Raw genomic sequence first — 15,795 nt, 5'->3', positions numbered from 1 at the left:
GGGTTATAGACGAAAAACCCCCACCTCCGGGGGCATTTAGGAGGTGGGGGCTAACTCGCGTTCGTCACGCATAGGATGGTCCGAAACTTATATAATCAGGTAACAGGGGGAAAACCTGATCGCCTCATCTCATCCTGTAACCCTTATAGAACCGCGTTTCTGTCGCTTAGATGAACGAAACCTGTCAGCTCTTCCGCTTGTCGAAGCCGCGCCTCCGTTCATCGTCTGCCACGGCGTTTTCTTCGCGGATCGTTCCATTTGAAGGCGTTGTTGGCGACCGAAACACCGAATTTCTGGTCGGAAAGCCGGATAGAGGTCCGATTATTCTTCGAATCGAGTGACACCCACCCATCCAGCCGCAATCCAGCAGGCGCACCGGCAACCTTGGTGAAAACCATCGTGATGACACCATATTCCGGGCGTTTCGGATCGCGAACCTCCACACTAAGCACGTCCGGGTTACGAGTCGGAATGATTTTGCCATATTTTGACAAATCCCGCTCTGGGTTGAGCAAGGCTCCCAACGGACTGTTTCTAATTGGCCAACGCTGAACCTGGTTTACCTCATAATCGATCATGGTCAGGGCCTTGCCGTCGCCTACAATTAATAGATTGGCCTCCTTGCCATATTGAAAGCGTATCCGGCCGGGTTGTTTCAACGTCAGTTTGCCAGGCAATAAGCGCCCGCTGCGGTCAGTTTGCGTGAAATTTGCCGTCATCGTGGTCATAGCACGCAAATGAGCGGAAATTGCGTTGATATCGTCTGCTGGGCTTTGCTGCGCCGTCGCTGGCACCGAAGCGGTCACAGCCAAAGGCGCAGCGACAAGGGCAAAAGCATATCTCAACATATTGAAAACTCCTGAAAAATCATTTCAACGCTTAGCTGAAAGCGATTGAACAGCACCTGAATTGCAGTTTTTAGATCACTTCACCATTTTGGTCGCGCAACACTTCGCGCCGACCGATATGGTTAGGCGGACTGATAAACTCGTCTTCCTCCATACGATCAATGATCCGGGCGGCTGTATTATAGCCGATTCTGAGCTGCCGTTGCAGCCAGCTGGTCGACACTTTCTGGCTTTCGAAGATGATCTGGCAGGCCTGTGCATATTGCCGATCTTCCTTGCTGTCGGACAAATCGGCACCATCCAGAGCATAGCTGCCATCTTCTGGTTCTTCGGTGACTGCCTGAATATATTCTGGCGAGCCTTGCGCACGCCAATGATCAGCAATCAGGCGGACCTCATCGTCTGACACAAACGGGCCATGGACACGGGTCAATTGCTTGCCGCCTGGCATATAGAGCATATCGCCCTTGCCAAGCAGTTGCTCTGCGCCCTGTTCACCAAGGATCGTGCGGGAATCGATTTTGGACGTCACGTGAAAACTGATCCGCGTCGGCAGATTGGCCTTGATCACGCCGGTGATGACATCAACCGATGGACGCTGGGTTGCCATGATGAGGTGGATACCGGCGGCCCTCGCCTTCTGGGCCAGGCGTTGGATCAGAAATTCAACTTCTTTACCCGCTGTCATCATCAGATCAGCTAGCTCGTCCACAATGATCACTATTTGTGGCAGGACTTCATAATCTAGCTGCTCTTCCTCATAGATCGGCCGCGATGTTTCCGGATCATAGCCTGTCTGCACCTTGCGGCCCAGCGGCTCGCCCTTGGCTTTGGCGGCTTTGACCTTCTCGTTATAATTGGCGAGATTACGCACCGAGATGGAAGACATCATCCGGTACCGTTCCTCCATCTGCTCCACCGCCCATTTAAGTGCACGGACGGCTTTAGTCGGCTCTGTAACGACAGGCGACAACAGATGCGGGATGTCATCATAAGTGCTGAGTTCCAGCATCTTGGGATCAATCATGATCATCTTGCACTGATCCGGCGTCAGCCGGTAGAGCAGCGACACGATCATGCAGTTGAGACCCACTGATTTACCAGAGCCGGTAGTACCAGCAATCAGAAGGTGCGGCATTGGCGCGAGATCCGCAATCACCGGGTCACCAGATATATTTTTGCCAAGTATGATCGGAAGTTGCCCCGTCTGATCCTGGAAACTGTCGCTACCAATCATTTCGTGCAGAACAACAGACTCGCGCTGTGCATTGGGCAATTCGATACCCATGACAGTGCGGCCCGGTATGGCAGCCACCCGAGCAGAAAGTGCCGACATATTGCGTGCGATATCTTCTGCCAGCTGAATAACCCTGCTGGCTTTTATTCCAGGCGCGGGTTCCAGTTCATACATGGTTACAACCGGGCCTGGACGAACCGCATTGATCGTACCCTTTACATGGAAGTCATCAAGTACAGATTCGAGCAACCGCGCATTGCGCTCCAGGCCCGCTTTATCAATGACGTTATTTGACTCTTCGGGCCGCGGTGTCAGCAGATCAATCGATGGTAGCGAATAGGGTCCGAAAAAGTCACCTTGTTTGCCACTGGACAGGCTCGCTTTTTTAGGCGGCAAGGCCCGGTCGCTAATTTCCGGTGGCGGCCGATTATCGGGTTTGACCTCTTTGCGAGGAGCGGGCGCCTTTTTCGGTTTTGCTGGCGCAGCGCCTTCTGGTTCGATCACCAAGCCACTATCTTCCTCACCCGACTTGAAGCGTGGCAGTTTCAGTTGCGGCATGGAGAATAAGGGTTTGTCGAGCCGCAGACTGAAATAGCCGAGTACCAATCCGCCTGTAACAGTAATTGCAGTCAGCACGCCCGAAACGATACCGCTCCAGCTTTCTGAGATGGCGCTTAATGCGGCACTTATCCCTTTGGCTGAAACCATGCCTGCGAGCCCGCCCCAACCGGATGGCAGGTCTGCCTGACTATCCGGAAACCATATAGACAGCCCGGTGCCGATAAGGAACGCTGCTACCAAGCACCAGAAAAGTTGCTTTTTCCATTCTGCCTGCGGGATGTCACGCCATAATCGGTTGGCAAAAACCAAGATAAGCGGCAGGAACAATGCAACGGGCACGCCAAGCAAAGAAAGCAATAAATCAGAACTGTAGGAACCAAATATCCCCATCCAGTTATGCTCGACGCTACCAGCAGCCGTATTCAAAGATGGATCGCTGGGCGAATAGCTGACAAGGGCGAGAAACAGAAAGGCCGTCAACAGGGCAAGAACCACCGCACCGATCAGCGCACCGCTGCGCAGCAGGCTGAGGCGCATCACTTCACGCCAATTTGCCTCTTTAGCTTTTCCGGCCATAATCTACTCCCAGGGCCTTTCTCATCTCATGCAAAAGCCCGAACCCACATTAACTATCCTTCCTTTGCGCGAATCGGTGACTCCGCGTCAAGTTTTGTTGGGTATAAGTTTACCGGAACATACTTTCTTTTCGGTCGCGTGCAGCCTATCTTATCAACAATGATCGGAAAGATAGAGGTCCGTATATGACCATGAAACAAGAACATTATGATGCGATCATATTGGGTGCCGGTCTGATCGGCCTCACCCAGGTTCTGACCTTGGCAGCGCACGGACTAAATGTTGCGGTGATTGATCGTGCTGACCCTGCCGATTTGCTCAATCCGAGAAATGACGGACGCGTTTCCTCTATCAACAGTGCAAGCTGGAACATGTTGTCGGCTATTGGCCTGACCGAAAAGCTGGAACCCCATGGCTGTAATATAGATAAAATCCTCATTAATGATGGATTGAAACCAGGCAGACTGGATTTTATGCCAGATGAATATGACGGGCCACTTGGTGTGATGATCGCGAATGAAGTGCTGCTCCGGACATTGTTTGAAGCAGCAGAAGCTCATGAGCAGATTGCCATATACATGTCCAAAAAGGCGGATCAAACCGATCGCAGCGAGCATCAGGTTAGTGTCTCGTTAGATGGCGGAGAGCAGTTAACTGCTCCGCTGCTAATCGCCGCAGATGGCCGCGGTAGCGTGGTTCGGGACGAAGCTGGGATCATCATGGCGAAATGGCAATATGATCATAGCGCGATTATCTGCACCGTTTCACATGAGGAACCACATGGTAAAACCGCTTACGAAATCTTCTATCCGTCAGGGCCTTTTGCGATTTTACCCATGCGCGATGATGATAAAGGACACCATCGTTCTGCGATAGTATGGACGGTGCCGCGCGAAGACGGGCCGGCTTTCGCAAAGATCAACGAGCGTGCTTTTGAAGCAGAGCTGATGAAGAAATCAGGCGGATTTTTGGGAGAAATGAAGCTGCTATCGGACCGAGCCACTTATCCTCTCGGTTTTCATCACAGCGCCACACTCGTGGCAGAGCGACTTGCTTTAGTGGGCGATGCGGGACACGGTATTCATCCGATTGCCGGTCAAGGTCTCAATCTTGGTTTTCGCGATGTCGCAGCTTTGACAGAATGCATTGTAGAAGGAGCCCGCACTGGGCTGGATCTGGGCGATGCACAAATTCTAGCAGGCTTTGATCGCTGGCGCTCGCTTGACAATCTAATGATGTCTGCGGCGACCGACATATTGACCCGTCTTTTTGGATTGCCAGGCGACACATCATCAGCGATCAGACGCTTTGGCATTGGCTTGGTCCAGCGCATTCCGCCCCTGAAAGACCAGTTCATGGCTGAAGCGCGGGGCGAAAGCGGCGATTTGCCGCAATTGCTTATGGGTGATCTGGTTTAGGCGCTTATCGCGGTCCTTGACCGTCATCGACCTTGATGATGGTGCCGGTCACACATTCCGACGCAGGCGATAGAAGGTAAAGTAACGTGCTATCCATTTGCTCCGGCTGGCATATGCGTTGCCGCGGAAAATGCTCATAGAAATTCCCCATACGACTGGTCATTCCATCTGACATGTCGGTTGCGAACAGCCCGGGTGCAATCGCATTGACGTTGATGAAGAATCTCGACCATTCAACGGCCAAGGCCTCTGTAATCCTTGATATTCCGGCTTTCGTGGTTGAATAGAGCGCTGCGCCGCCGCCGTCATAATGCGTGCCTGCTATCGAAGAAATATTGACGATCCGGCCGGGTGTCTTTTGCTCAATCAAAGGACGCGCAAACTCGCATGACAATATGTACGCAGCGCGCATATTGGTATCCAGCACATCGTCAATCAGTTCCGTGGACATCTTAACCGCACGAGCCGCATCAACGATTCCGGCATTGTTGATCAAAATATCAGGCTGTCCAAGCGATTCAGATACGGCGGGCACAATGGCTTTTAATTGTTCGGCATCGCGGACATCCAGATCGAAGGCCTGCGCTGTGCCGCCGTCACGTGTAATTTCATCAACCAGCTCGTCCAGCTTTTCCCGCCGCCGCGCCGTGCAAGCTACTTTCGCGCCGCAAGCGGCCAAAACACCTGCAAAGCGGCGGCCCAAACCAGCCGAAGCGCCGGTAACGATGGCAGTGCGACCAGTGAGATCGATGGAAAAATTTGGCGTGGTCATATGCGGGCATCCCTATATTCTGTTGTCAGAAAGGGGATGCCCGAATGATTGTCACCATAGCAAGCAGAAGTTTGCCAGCTTAAAGGTCTTGCTCGCGGATCGGCACGATTTTCAACTCAACCCGGCGATTGGCTGAACGACCTTCTTCGGTGCTGTTACTCGCAATCGGCTGGCTTTCGCCATAGCCGCGGGTTTCAAGACGTGCCCGTTGAACTCCGCTATTACTGAGATAATTTGCTACTGAAGAAGCACGCCGTTCGGATAGCGACTGATTATACGCGTCCGACCCTGTGCTGTCGGTATGGCCATATATATCAATATAGCTTTTCTCATATTGTGACAGGGTGTTGGCAACACTGCCCAACGTTTCCTGAAATTCCGGCTGGATAGCGGCGCTATTTACAGGAAAGGTAACGTTGGAAGGCATGTTGAGAATCAGGTTGTCGCCGTCGCGCGTAACGTCAATGCCGGTACCGGCGGTTTGTTCGCGCAGCTTCTTTTCCTGCTCATCCATATAGTAGCCAACGCCTGCCCCAGCGAGGCCGCCAAGTCCGGCACCGACGATTTTCGCGGTACGGTCATTCCGTCCGCCAATAATGTCACCCAGTAAATAGCCACCCAATGCCCCGCCAATGCCGCCAATAGCGGCCTTAGAAATGACACGGTTTCCGGTCTCCGGGTTGGTTGTGCAGCCGCTGGATAGTGCCAATGCACTTAACGACAAGGTCGCAATTAACATCTGTTTCGTCTGCATATTCTAATCCCTCGTAATGAAGCTTCTATAATAAGCTTACAATTTTTTGATGTGATGCCAGTAATTAACCATAGGTAAGATGAACCCAAAATTATGAACCGCCCCTGACAGTAAATTTGATATTTTGTAAAACATGTGGCTATAGAGATTCTTTCGGGCTTACTCCCTTTCTATTGGACAATATGACAGCTTTTCCTTGGTTTGATGTCGCAATCATCGTTATTCTGATCCTGATCAATGGCGTTTTCGCTATGTCAGAATTGGCGATTGTTTCTGCGCGCAAAGCGTCCCTGCATTCCTCCGCCGACAAGGGCAGTCGTGGTGCTAAGGTCGCGCTCCGTTTGGCGGGCGATCCTGGCAAGTTTCTCTCGACCGTACAAATTGGCATCACATTAATAGGCATCGTCGCCGGCGCTTTTTCGGGTGCAAGCCTAGGGAGACCAGTGGCAGAACGGCTGGCGGCGCTGGGCATGCCGCAAGACTGGTCTGTGACGCTTGGTTTCGCGCTCGTCATCGGCCTGACAACATATGCCACATTGGTAATCGGGGAGTTGGTCCCTAAACAATTCGCATTGCGCTCAGCGGAGAGAATCGCTGTTATTATGGCGCCACCAATGGATCTGTTGGCCAGAGTGACTGCGCCTTTGGTGTGGGTTCTCGACAGCACCAGCGCACTCATCTTCCGGATACTCGGTCTGAAACGCGATCAGGCCAATCATGTGACCGCCGATGAATTGCAAATGGTATTCGCCGAAGCTACTCGTTCCGGCGTAATTGAAGAGCACGAGCGGGCCGTGATCGCCGGCGTTGTGCGCATGGCCGATCGCCCTATCCGGGAAGTGATGACACCGCGCACTGACGTGGATTGGCTCGACATCAGCGCCACCACCGAAGAAATTCACTCTATGCTGATTGAATCTCCCCATAGCCGGTGGCCGGTAGCAGAAGATTCAGTGGACGAGATTAAGGGCGTTGTCGTAGCTCGCGATATTGTTGCTGCTCAATTGAGCGGACAGACACTGGATTTGCGCCAGCTGATGCGCCCACTGGAGAAAGTACCCGATCAGCTGGATGCGTTGGATGCACTGGATATATTGCGCGAAGCCGATGTTCCGATGATTCTGGTACATGACGAATATGGTCATTTTGAGGGCATTGTAACGCCCAATGATCTGCTGCGGTCCATTGCCGGTGAATTTGTATCGGACCAGGATGAGAAGACCCAACGCAGCCTTATCGAGCGGGCAGATGGGAGTTTTCTGGTATCTGGAGCCATGTCGATGGATGCGCTCGCCGATCGATTGGGCATCAAACTGCCCGATGACCGCGATTATGCTACAGTAGCAGGACATGCGCTCGGTCAGCTACGGCACCTTCCTGAAGAGGGCGAGAGTTTTGAAGATCAAAACTGGCTATTTGAAATTATCGATATGGATGGCCGCAAGATCGACAAGTTGGTTGTGCGACCTTCGCATGTTGATCCGGAATAGCGCAACCAGATATCTTAATCCGCAAATACGACCGCCAAAAATTACGCTCGCTTCTTAGTCCTCTACATCGTCCCGATCATCTGAAAACTGTTTGCGCGAACAAAAGCCATGACAGGCTTTGATGCAATCGTCGCGTTCTTCTTGTTCGGGATCAACTGGCACCGAAACCGTTCGAGTCACACCATCGGCACCGCATACGGATAATGTCATCCTTCCACTCGCGGGAGCAAGCGGTGTGATGACCAGCATCAGGACTGCCAAGGCGGATAAATGGATTGGAAGCTGATGCCTATGCATTTTTGGCCTTTCCATTGGTATTTTCATCGTCGGGCAGTCCCTCGTCAACGCTTGCCTCCTCGTCAATCAGGACCCTTTGGGCTGCGCCATCCAAATCTTCAAATTGGCCGTTGCGGATGGCCCAAAAAAAGAATGCCAGGCCAGCCAATCCCATCAACAGCGCAACAGGGATCAGGATAGCCAGACCACTCATTTCGCTGCTCCATTGAGCCGCAAGGCATTGCCGACGACGATAAGAGACGACAGCGACATCGCAATCGCGGCGATCAGGGGCGTGACCATTCCGGTCAATGCCAGCGGCACAGCCAAAACATTGTAACCAATGGCCAAGACGAAATTCTGCCGGACAATCTGCATTGTGCGCTGGGCAGTCTGGACCGCCAAAGCAACCGGTAGAAAGGAATCACTGGTAAATACCGCATCCGCCGCTTGCTGACCAACATCACTGGCCGAACCGGGAGCAATGGATACATGAGCGGCGGCTAGTGCTGGCCCGTCATTCAACCCGTCCCCAACCATCAATATCTTCGATCCATTGGCACTTAGTCGCGCTATGGTTTCCAACTTGTCTTGGGGGCTGGCATTGGCTTGCGATGTGAGGCCAGTTGTATGAGCGATTTTTGCCACCGACGCCGCGTTATCACCCGATATGATCGTGGCGGGCAAACCAAGATCTTTTAGCCGTCTAATAGCTTCCGCTGCATCCGGTCGCATTTCATCCCTTAATTCGATGGCAACCTGCTCATTGCCGAGCTTCAACTGACAGGAAAGGTGATCATCCGATTTTGTTGGCTTGCCCAACGTTACAGGGATTCCTTCCCAGTAACCCGACATGCCTTCGCCTGCGACTTCGTTCAAAGCATCAATCTGAACAGGTGCTATTTCCTGCTCTAACAGGGCTCCACGTATCCCTTTGCTAACTGGATGGTTGCTCGCCTGTGCCAGCGCCAGAGCGACTTGTTTTTGTTTTAAAGTCAGGCAGTTCATATCAACCGGTACGGGGCGGCCAAGAGTCAGTGTTCCGGTCTTGTCGAACAACACACGATCGGCGTCGGCAAGTCGCTCCAACGCACTACCATCTTTGATCATAACGCCTTTTCGCAGCAACGCACCGGAGGCTACGACTTGTGCCGCTGGAACCGCCAGGCCCAATGCACAAGGGCAAGTGATGATCAGCACTGCGACAGCAATTAACAGAGATTGATGCCAGCCCACGCCGACAAACATCCAGAACACGAAGGCCAACAAGGCTAGGCTGTGCACGGCTGGCGCATAATAGCGTGCAGCCTTATCTGCTACACGAACATAAAAGGACCGCTGTTGCCCGGCCTCGTCCATCAGGCGCGCGATGTCGGACAGACTGGTATCTTCACCAGTGGCGGTAATCCGAACAGTAACGGGGGCAGTCAGATTAAGCGTACCGGCAAGCACGATATCGCCAATCGCCTTACGTTGCGGCTCGCTCTCCCCAGTCATCAGTGCGAAATCAAAATTGCTCGAACCCTGCTCGATCACGCCATCTGCGGCAAGATTATCCCCGGCCGCCACGATCATCCGCATGTCCGGGCGCAGCTCTTTGGCCGCCACCCAACGGGTAGAACCATCATCCCGAAGCACCATCGCGCCGGGCGCCGTTTGCTTAAGCAATGCGGATATGCCGTTTCTGGCACGATCCCGCATCATACCATCAAGCACCCGGCCAGCGAGCAGGAAAAAGATCAGCATGACCACGCTTTCAAAATAGGCATGCACACCGCTGGTCATTGTTTCAAACAGGCTGTGGCCGGTGGCGAGAATGATACCGACCGTTATCGGTACATCCATATTGGTACGACCGTAACGCAACGCCATGAAAGCCGAACTGAAGAAAGGTCGTCCCGAATAAAGGATTACCGGAATCGCAATCAATGCCGATATCCAATGGAACAGATCACGGGTAGGACCAACAGCACCGGACCAGACGCTGACGGACAGCAGCATGATATTCATCATGCCAAATCCGGCAACGGCAAGCGCACGGATCAATTTGTCAGTACCACCTTTTTCTTCCGCCAGCGGATTGTCAGCCAAAATTTGGACATCGAAGCCTAATTGCTCGATATTTGCCTTGATCTGATCTTCGCGAAGCGCAGGGAGATGTGAAACCGCTACTTGCTTGGTCGAGAAATTGACGCGTGCAGAGATAATATCCTGTTCTTTGAGCAGACCATTCTCGATTTTCGATATGCAGCCAGCACATCGTATAGCCGGCACCGCAAAGCGGGAGACTATGCCGCCTGCGTCATCTGCCGAAGCGGCATCAAGATGAACTGGCGCGTTCAACGAACTTCCTGTGCCAGCGCCATTTTGTTGCCACCATGGATGATTGCAACGCGCAATTTCCATCGGCCTTCGGGTAGTGCATCCTGGCTGATATATGAGCCCGCACCATTCTCGATAAAGTTTAAAGTAATCGGTTCAGACCGACCAACAGGATGCTCAGCGACCGCGGTTATCGTCGCATTTGCCAGCGCGCTTTCGTCAGCTTGAAGAACCGTCATCGCAACTTTATCTTGCACACGCGTGATCCGCGAAGCAGTCCAGCCATGCGCTTGCTGTTTGCGTGCTTCTTCCAACCACTCATTATATTTCTGGCTGGCAACATAGCTGTTGTCCACGACAGTGCCGCCAAAAGTCGAGATTGCAAAGCGCGCCATCACCATATTGACCGATACCACTACCGCAAAAAAGGCGACAATCATGGCTGTGGCGTGGAAGCCTGTGAATTTTTTGGGTTCTACAATTTCCATTTTCATTCTCTTGTCTCCGGGCGTTCAAAAAAGACGTCATCGGTATCTTGTGCCGTCCGGTCATCTTTCGCCCGGACAGTAAGCGTGAACTCTTCCCTTGCCGGACCCTCGCTGGATGCAGCAACAAACAGTCGCACCCGGCCAACGCTGTCGGCCGGCACCTTAACTATGACGTCTCGGCCGGCCGTTTCCCGTAATCCTGCGCTCGACCACATCACAGCACTGTGAAGTCCTGACATGGAAATCTCCATATCACGTGGTCGGTTTTCCATATTGCGCAAATTCACCGTGTAAGCATTGCGCACATCACCGTCGGCAAGCTGCACATAAAGTGGGTTGCGATCATGATTGGCGCTAATGTCGATACGTGTGCGGTTACCAACGGCAAATAGCATCGCCAAACCGATAGCGCCCCAGACTGAAAAATATAAAATAGTCCGGGGACGGAACAGGGTTTTCATAACCGGAACATGAGGTTGTCCAGCTTTTTCAAGCGCTGCATCTTCTTCTGTTACATAGTCGATCAATCCGCGTGGACGCCCGACCTGGTCCATCACTTTGTCACAAGCATCAATGCAAAGGGCGCAGGTGATACACCCTATTTGTGGCCCTTCTCGAATATCGATGCCGGTCGGACAAACTGCAACGCACTGATTACAGTCAATACAGTCACCAAAGCTGCCTGGCTGTGCTTCGGCCTTTTTGACACTGCCACGTGGTTCCCCGCGCCAATCCTTATAGGTAACGGTCAGTGACTTTTCGTCCATCATCGCGGCTTGAATACGCGGCCAAGGACACATGTAGATGCATACCTGTTCACGCATGAAACCACCAAAAATAAAGGTGGTCGCGGTCAGAACACCAACGGTCGCATAGGCAACAAAAGCCGCTTCACCTGTGAAAAAATCCCGTGCCAAAGTGGGGGCATCTGCAAAGTAGAAAATCCACGCGCCACCCGTAGCCAAAGCGACAAGCAGCCAGATCGTCCACTTGCTTAACCGTTTGAATATCTTCTTTGGCCCCCATGGCGCATCCTGCAATCGGAACTGCGCGTTGCGATCACCGTCAATAGCGCGTTCGATATGCTGGAACAGGTCAGTCCACACTGTCTGCGGACAAGAATAGCCGCACCAGGCCCGACCCACGGCGGAGGTAACCAGGAACAGGCCTATCCCCGCCATGACCAACATCCCGGCAACATAGTAAAATTCATGCGGCCAGATTTCGATGCCGAACATGAAGAACCGGCGATTTGCCAGATCAACCAATACCGCCTGATCCGGTGCATAGGGCCCGCGATCCCAACGGATCCATGGCGTGATGTAGTAGATCGCCAGCGTCACCGCCATGATCGCCCATTTTAGCCGCCGAAATGTGCCGTCTACTGCCTTGGGATAAACACCTTTGCGTTTTTCATAAAGCTGTAGCTGGGGATCAAGAATTTCCTCAGGATTGCTCATCTGCCGGAGTCTCCGTTGCTGCTTGCTCGGTTGCAGCATCCTCTGGTACCGGAGCAGCCTCGCCGCCACCCAGTGAATGTACGTAGGCGGTCAGCATCCTGATCGTTGCTGCATCCAGTCGATGTCCCCAACGTGGCATGACGCCATAGCGACTGTTGCTAATCGTGTCGGTCAACGATGCACGATCCAGTCCATATAAATTGATCGCGTCCGTCAAATTGGGCGCGCCTTGCGTCCGATCACCTTTGGCATCATTGCCATGGCAAACTGCGCAATTAACCTGAAACAGCTCTGCACCGCGATTTGACGAAGCGCTTTGCTCTTCACGATCGCTCAACACACGAACATAAGAAACCAAGTCCTGAATCTCATTGGGTTGCAATATTCCGTCCCGACCAAAAGCCGGCATCTGAGAGAAACGGGTTTCCGCATGGTCCGGATTTCGAATGCCATGGACCAGCGTATATTCAATCGCCTCCATATCGCCGCCCCACAACCACTCATCATCGTTCAGATTGGGATAGCCTTTCGAACCTGCGGCACCAGCACCATGACATTGCACACAATGGACTTTGAACGCCGAGCGTCCACCCTGAATTGCTTCATTGAGGAGTTCAGGATTGTTGGGCAGTTCATGGATGTCTGTATTCACCAGCGCCACTCGGATCGGCTCCAGCTCTGCTTCTCTTGCAGCCACAGCCTTTTGATAGTCACCGCGGCTGGACCAGCCCAGTACGCCTTCAGTAGCGCTGTTGACCATTGGCCATGCCGGATAAAGTATAACGTAGATTAGCGCCCAGACGATTGTTGCATAGAGCGTCCACAACCACCAGCGTGGCATAGGCGTATCGAGCTCCTCGATACCATCCCATTCATGGCCAACCGTTTGGGTACCCGTCGCTTCATCAATTCTTTGTTTATCAACCATCGTCGTGATCCTCTTCAAAGATCATATGGGCTGCTTTTTCGTTTTTCTCGCTCGAACCAGGCCGGAATACCCAGCCGATCAGTGTGAGAAAAACCATGCCCAGAAATACAAGACCCCAGCTGTCTGCGAAATGTCTCAGATCTTCGTAGTTCATCGCGGTTCCTCGAGACCTTCAACCGCCTCGAAATCGACGAGCGTTCCAATCATCTGAAGATAGGCGACCAATGCATCCATCTCGGTCAGCCGATCGGGATTGCCATCAAAATCGCGCGCCTGCGCTTTGGGATAGCGCTCCATCAGATCGGTCGTTACCGCTTCCGGATCAGCTTGCGCCATCAGGTCTTCATTGGCTGCCGCAATTGCTTCTTCGGTATAGGGCACACCCAAACGCCGCTGCGCCCGGAGGTGCTTGACCATATCCCCGGCTTTCAGGTCCTTCTCAGCCAGAAACGCATAAGGCGGCATAATTGATTCAGGCACCACTGACCGCGGGTCAATCAAATGCTGAACATGCCATTCATCCGAATAGCGTCCACCAACCCGCGCCAGATCGGGGCCGGTCCTTTTTGAACCCCATTGGAACGGATGATCATACATGCTTTCCGCTGCCAGGCTGTAATGCCCATAACGTTCCACTTCGTCACGGAACGGCCGCACCATCTGACTGTGACAGCTATAGCAACCCTCGCGAATATAGATGTTGCGTCCCGCCAGTTCGAGCGGGGTGTAAGGCCGTACGCCTTCGACTTTCTCAATCGTGTTATCGATCCAGAAGAGCGGAGCAATCTCCACTATACCGCCGATCGCTACAGTGACAAAGGCGGCCAGACCGAGCAACGTAACATTGCGTTCGAGTTTTTTATGATGTTTAGCAAAACCAGCCATTTTCTCGCCTTCCTTATTCTGCGGGCGCGATTGCAGGCTTCGCTACAATCGGCTTATCTGCGGCCTCGTCATAAGGCGTTTCGGTCATGGGTTTTTCGTCGCGTTGCTTACCGGCAATCGTCATCCAGACATTATAAACCAGCACGATGGCACCAGCGAGATAGAGCAGACCGCCCGTCGCCCGGATAAGGTACATGGGCAGCATCGCGGTTACGACTTCAGAGAAAGCGTAAACCAGATAGCCATCCTCACCATATTCGCGCCACATCAGGCCCTGCATGATACCGGCAACCCACATCGACGCTGCGTAGAGAACGATACCCAGAGTCGCGAGCCAGAAGTGCCAGTTCACCATACGCAGCGAATAGAGCCGCTCTTTGCCCCAGAGACGTGGAACAAGATAATAGAGACAAGCGAAGGTGATCATACCGTTCCAACCCAGCGCACCGCTATGTACGTGGCCGATGGTCCAATCGGTATAATGCGACAGGCTGTTCACAGCCTTGATCGACATCATCGGGCCTTCAAAAGTGCTCATGCCATAGAAGGCAAGCGCCAAGACCATCATCCGGATGATCGGATCGGTGCGGATCTTGTCCCATGCGCCATTGAGCGTCATCAGGCCATTGATCATACCGCCCCAGCTTGGCATCCACAGCACAACCGAGAACACCATGCCGAGCGTCTGCGCCCAATCGGGCAGTGCCGTATAGTGCAAATGGTGCGGGCCGGCCCAGATGTAGAGGAAGATCAAAGACCAGAAGTGGATAATCGACAGACGATAGCTGTAAACCGGCCGTTCCGCCTGTTTCGGAACGAAATAATACATCATCGCCAGAAAACCGGCGGTCAGGAAAAATCCGACCGCATTATGGCCATACCACCACTGAGTCAGCGCGTCCTGCACACCGGCAAAAGCAGCATAGCTTTTCGAACCAAGCAGGCTCACCGGTAGAGACAAGCCGTTAACAACGTGCAACATCGCGATGGTCAAAATGAAAGACAGGAAGAACCAGTTGGCAACATAGATATGGGGTTCTGACCGGCGCACAATGGTGCCGATAAAAACAGCGGCATAGCAAAGCCAGACGATGGTCAACCACAGGTCGACATACCATTCGGGTTCAGCATATTCCTTGGACTGGGTAACACCCATCAGATAGCCGGTAGCCGCCAAGACTATGAACAGCTGGTAACCCCAGAAGACGAAACGGGCGAGGCCGGGGAAGGCCAACCTCGCCCTGCAGGTGCGCTGCACGACATAATAGCTTGTCGCGATCAGTGCATTGCCTCCGAAAGCAAAGATTACGGCAGAAGTATGGAGCGGCCGCAAACGACCAAAAGTCGTAAACTCGTTGTTGAGATTAAGGACTGGGAAGGCCAGCTGCAGAGCAATGACTAGCCCTACCGTCAGTCCAGCAATACCCCAGAAAATCGTTGCTATGACGCCCCAGCGTATCGGGTCATCATCATAAATGCCTGGATCAGCGGGGGCTTTCAAAATGCCGCGGCCAATTGCCGCATAGTCGGCCTTGTTGATAGTAACCCATAAGGTGATACCCGCAGCCAGAGCGATAATCGCCATATGAACGGCAAAGCCAGTATCCGCTGCCAGCACCATTGCGATAAATGCAAGAAATACGATAGCCAGCCAGCCGCCAGCCTTCATCAAGAGCGTGTCCATAATGTCCTTCCCATGTCGACAGTTCAAAAACCGTCTTCAACGGGAAGGGGAATGGCAGTCCGCTAATCGATCCTCATTGATCTAGATCAACAATAG

At 52.9% G+C, this 15,795-nt stretch carries 15 protein-coding genes; 2 read left to right on the top strand and 13 right to left on the bottom strand.

Going from position 1 to position 15,795, the window contains the following annotated elements; all coding sequences use genetic code 11:
* Nucleotides 1–218 precede the first annotated feature (218 nt).
* Together BS29_RS03470 and BS29_RS03465 are read right to left on the bottom strand one after the other, a co-directional pair.
* On the bottom strand, nt 219–848 hold the full coding sequence (locus BS29_RS03470; RefSeq protein ID WP_229955829.1) for a LolA family protein: 630 nt from the start codon (nt 846–848) through the stop codon (nt 219–221).
* Nucleotides 849–918: 70 nt separating this feature from the next.
* Nucleotides 919–3,222, bottom strand: a complete 2,304-nt coding sequence (locus BS29_RS03465; RefSeq protein ID WP_229955828.1) for an FtsK/SpoIIIE family DNA translocase — start codon at nt 3,220–3,222, stop codon at nt 919–921.
* Nucleotides 3,223–3,407: 185 nt separating this feature from the next.
* On the opposite strand from BS29_RS03465, the gene BS29_RS03460 reads away from it, so the two are divergent.
* Nucleotides 3,408–4,640: a UbiH/UbiF/VisC/COQ6 family ubiquinone biosynthesis hydroxylase gene (locus tag BS29_RS03460; RefSeq protein ID WP_229955827.1), complete on the top strand. Its 1,233-nt coding sequence runs from the start codon at nt 3,408–3,410 to the stop codon at nt 4,638–4,640.
* Between the two features lie 4 nt (nt 4,641–4,644).
* Here the strand turns inward: BS29_RS03460 and BS29_RS03455 are convergent, their stop codons facing one another.
* Together BS29_RS03455 and BS29_RS03450 are read right to left on the bottom strand one after the other, a co-directional pair.
* Nucleotides 4,645–5,412, bottom strand: coding sequence for an SDR family NAD(P)-dependent oxidoreductase (locus BS29_RS03455; protein WP_229955826.1), 768 nt, complete (start codon nt 5,410–5,412; stop codon nt 4,645–4,647).
* A 79-nt stretch (nt 5,413–5,491) separates the two neighbouring features.
* Entirely contained in the window at nt 5,492–6,166 is a 675-nt protein-coding gene (locus tag BS29_RS03450; protein WP_229955825.1) for an OmpA family protein, read from the bottom strand.
* 182 nt (nt 6,167–6,348) lie between these two features.
* Here BS29_RS03450 and BS29_RS03445 point away from each other — a divergent pair, with 182 nt between their 5' ends.
* A complete protein-coding gene (locus BS29_RS03445) occupies nt 6,349–7,656 on the top strand; it encodes a hemolysin family protein (RefSeq protein ID WP_229955824.1) in 1,308 nt (435 codons plus the stop codon).
* A 54-nt stretch (nt 7,657–7,710) separates the two neighbouring features.
* Here the strand turns inward: BS29_RS03445 and BS29_RS03440 are convergent, their stop codons facing one another.
* The 9 genes from BS29_RS03440 to ccoN all read right to left on the bottom strand — a co-directional run bounded on the left by BS29_RS03440 (nt 7,711) and on the right by ccoN (nt 15,699).
* Nucleotides 7,711–7,866: a hypothetical protein gene (locus tag BS29_RS03440; RefSeq protein ID WP_229955823.1), complete on the bottom strand. Its 156-nt coding sequence runs from the start codon at nt 7,864–7,866 to the stop codon at nt 7,711–7,713.
* 79 nt (nt 7,867–7,945) lie between these two features.
* Nucleotides 7,946–8,146 carry a cbb3-type cytochrome oxidase assembly protein CcoS gene (gene ccoS, locus BS29_RS03435; RefSeq protein ID WP_229955822.1) on the bottom strand — a complete coding sequence of 67 codons (201 nt, stop codon included), beginning with the start codon at nt 8,144–8,146 and terminating at the stop codon, nt 7,946–7,948.
* Nucleotides 8,143–10,275, bottom strand: a complete 2,133-nt coding sequence (locus BS29_RS03430) for a heavy metal translocating P-type ATPase (protein WP_407673742.1) — start codon at nt 10,273–10,275, stop codon at nt 8,143–8,145. The genes ccoS and BS29_RS03430 overlap by 4 nt, the downstream gene beginning before the upstream one ends.
* Entirely contained in the window at nt 10,272–10,748 is a 477-nt protein-coding gene (locus BS29_RS03425; protein WP_229955820.1) for a FixH family protein, read from the bottom strand. Before BS29_RS03425 ends, BS29_RS03430 begins: the two co-directional genes overlap by 4 nt.
* Nucleotides 10,745–12,202 (bottom strand): cytochrome c oxidase accessory protein CcoG, encoded by a 1,458-nt coding sequence (gene ccoG, locus BS29_RS03420; protein ID WP_229955819.1) that lies wholly within the window; start codon nt 12,200–12,202, stop codon nt 10,745–10,747. The genes BS29_RS03425 and ccoG overlap by 4 nt, the downstream gene beginning before the upstream one ends.
* Nucleotides 12,189–13,130: a cytochrome-c oxidase, cbb3-type subunit III gene (gene ccoP, locus BS29_RS03415; RefSeq protein ID WP_229955818.1), complete on the bottom strand. Its 942-nt coding sequence runs from the start codon at nt 13,128–13,130 to the stop codon at nt 12,189–12,191. Before ccoP ends, ccoG begins: the two co-directional genes overlap by 14 nt.
* Complete coding sequence (locus BS29_RS03410; RefSeq protein WP_229955817.1) at nt 13,123–13,284, bottom strand: cbb3-type cytochrome c oxidase subunit 3; 162 nt, start codon at nt 13,282–13,284, stop codon at nt 13,123–13,125. Before BS29_RS03410 ends, ccoP begins: the two co-directional genes overlap by 8 nt.
* Nucleotides 13,281–14,015, bottom strand: coding sequence for a cytochrome-c oxidase, cbb3-type subunit II (ccoO, locus tag BS29_RS03405; RefSeq protein WP_229955816.1), 735 nt, complete (start codon nt 14,013–14,015; stop codon nt 13,281–13,283). Before ccoO ends, BS29_RS03410 begins: the two co-directional genes overlap by 4 nt.
* 13 nt (nt 14,016–14,028) lie before the next feature.
* Entirely contained in the window at nt 14,029–15,699 is a 1,671-nt protein-coding gene (gene ccoN, locus BS29_RS03400) for a cytochrome-c oxidase, cbb3-type subunit I (RefSeq protein WP_229955815.1), read from the bottom strand.
* Nucleotides 15,700–15,795: the final 96 nt, after the last annotated feature.

The sequence above is a fragment of the Parasphingorhabdus litoris DSM 22379 genome (genome assembly GCF_020906275.1).
Taxonomy (GTDB): Bacteria; Pseudomonadota; Alphaproteobacteria; order Sphingomonadales; family Sphingomonadaceae; genus Parasphingorhabdus; species Parasphingorhabdus litoris.
Note: the sequence above shows the minus strand (reverse complement) of the source record. Positions and strands in the feature narration are given on the sequence as shown.